This window comes from Okeania sp. SIO2B9, from assembly GCF_010672505.1.
GTDB lineage: Bacteria > Cyanobacteriota > Cyanobacteriia > Cyanobacteriales > Microcoleaceae > Okeania > Okeania hirsuta.
Genome location: NZ_JAAHGK010001493.1, coordinates 1 through 1,683, shown reverse-complemented (window position 1 = coordinate 1,683; position 1,683 = coordinate 1). Strand labels below are relative to the sequence as shown.

Below are 1,683 nucleotides of genomic sequence, written 5' to 3'. Positions count from 1 at the left end.
AGATAAATTAGCCGAACAAGTAGCGAATTATGTAGATAAAATATTTCCTCCTAACCAACCCTTTGATTTAATAGGTTTTAGTATGGGAGGAATAGTCAGTCGTTATTATGTTCAAAGATTAGGTGGTATAGAGAGAGTAGAACGTTTTATTACTATTTCTTCTCCACACAACGGCACATTAACAGGCTATGCTTTAAATTTAGCAGCACCGACTCAGATGCGTCCTAAAAGTGCTTTTCTGGAAGATTTAAACCAGGATATTGCTTTATTAGAGCAGATAAATTTCACCTCTATTTGGACTCCTTATGATGCGATGATTTTGCCTGCTAGAAGTTCTCAAATACCAGTGGGTAAAGACATCAAAATAAATGTTTTACTTCATGCTTGGATGGTATCAGATGAAAAAGTTTTGAAACTAATTGTTGAGGAATTAAAAGTAGATCCAAAGTCAAAACTAAATCTCAATTTTATCCGTTAATTTTAGTCCCAAGGAATTGCTGAAAAGATATATTTGCTGATTCACTATATTTCGAGAGAAAAAGCAAGCGATCGCTCCAAATAATTTGTATATTTCTTATTTTTATTCTTGGTCTAGATTTATTCCTATTTGACATAATTTTTCTGCTAATCTCTCAGCACGTTGATATTCTTGTTGAGCAAGTTCTTCACCAGTCAATAATAAATTACCTTGATTATACCTCCCATGGCAAATTCCTAACTCAATACCTAACTGTGGAATAGAAAAATGACTCCGTTCATTAGCCTCTACAAATTCATAATCATTAGAAGTCAAACTTTATAATTCTACAGCAGATTTTTTAACTTTATAAATGCCGTAAAATGGAATTCTAATCCTTTGTTCATAAACCCAAAACTTACCTGTTTTTTTATGCTCTTGAAAATCCGATATTACTGGTGGAGTTTTGTCTCTTTCTTCAGTACCATCTCCAGAAACAAATTCTAATACAATGATAGGGCAAATATATTTTTGCCAAAGCACATAAGACCGTCGTAATTCTCCATTTAGTAAGGGTGGAACATGAAGAGTTAGGAGGGATTAAAATCCCCTTCTTTACACTTTAGAAAATAATCTTGCTGACTGCTGAGTGCTAACCGCTTTCTTAAAGTCTCCTTCTCCACTTAGAAGTAATTATTCATTAGCAAGAAATTATTAATCCAAGTAAAACTGGAATTTATCTAAAAACTTTAGTACCTACTTCACAAATTAAACAGGTTCGTTTAGTCCCTAAACTTAACCATTATGTAATAGAAGTGATTTATGAAGCGACTGAAAAATAATACGAGCTAGAAAAAAAACGTTGTGCCAGTATTGATATAGGATTAAACAATTTAGCTAAATTAACTTTTAATCAAGCCGGAATCAAACCCAAGAGTGATAAATGGCAGACCGTTAAAATCTATAAATCAATACTATAATAAAGTTCAAAGCTTCCTACAATCTCAACTACAGGAAAATAAATCAAGTAAGAGGCTGAAAAAGCTTTGCATTGAAGAAGGAGACAGGAGACAGGAGACAGGAGACAGAAGGAAAATTACATGGGGATTCTAACCCCAAGTAATTTTGAACACCCCCGTTGACGGTGGGGTATTAAACCCACAAAGAAAATGATAAAAGAGAATTCAAAATTAATGATTATCTTCATAAATCATTTCGTTTGGTTA

The 1,683-nt window shown here is 33.0% G+C and carries 4 protein-coding genes; 2 read left to right on the top strand and 2 right to left on the bottom strand.

What is annotated here, in order from left to right:
• Positions 1-478 (top strand): lipase (locus F6K13_RS31985; protein WP_287289722.1); only part of this gene is annotated, 478 nt, incomplete at its 5' end.
• 102 nt (positions 479-580) lie between these two features.
• Here F6K13_RS31985 and F6K13_RS35635 read toward each other — a convergent pair.
• Positions 581-793 carry a hypothetical protein gene (locus tag F6K13_RS35635; protein ID WP_338043187.1) on the bottom strand — a complete coding sequence of 71 codons (213 nt, stop codon included), beginning with the start codon at positions 791-793 and terminating at the stop codon, positions 581-583.
• Between the two features lie 3 nt (positions 794-796).
• The gene (locus F6K13_RS35630) at positions 797-1,000 is read right to left on the bottom strand and encodes a hypothetical protein (RefSeq protein WP_338043188.1); all 204 of its coding nucleotides are present in this window, start codon (positions 998-1,000) and stop codon (positions 797-799) included.
• Between the two features lie 393 nt (positions 1,001-1,393).
• Here F6K13_RS35630 and F6K13_RS31975 point away from each other — a divergent pair, with 393 nt between their 5' ends.
• The gene (locus tag F6K13_RS31975) at positions 1,394-1,570 is read left to right on the top strand and encodes a hypothetical protein (RefSeq protein WP_205127377.1); all 177 of its coding nucleotides are present in this window, start codon (positions 1,394-1,396) and stop codon (positions 1,568-1,570) included.
• Positions 1,571-1,683: the final 113 nt, after the last annotated feature.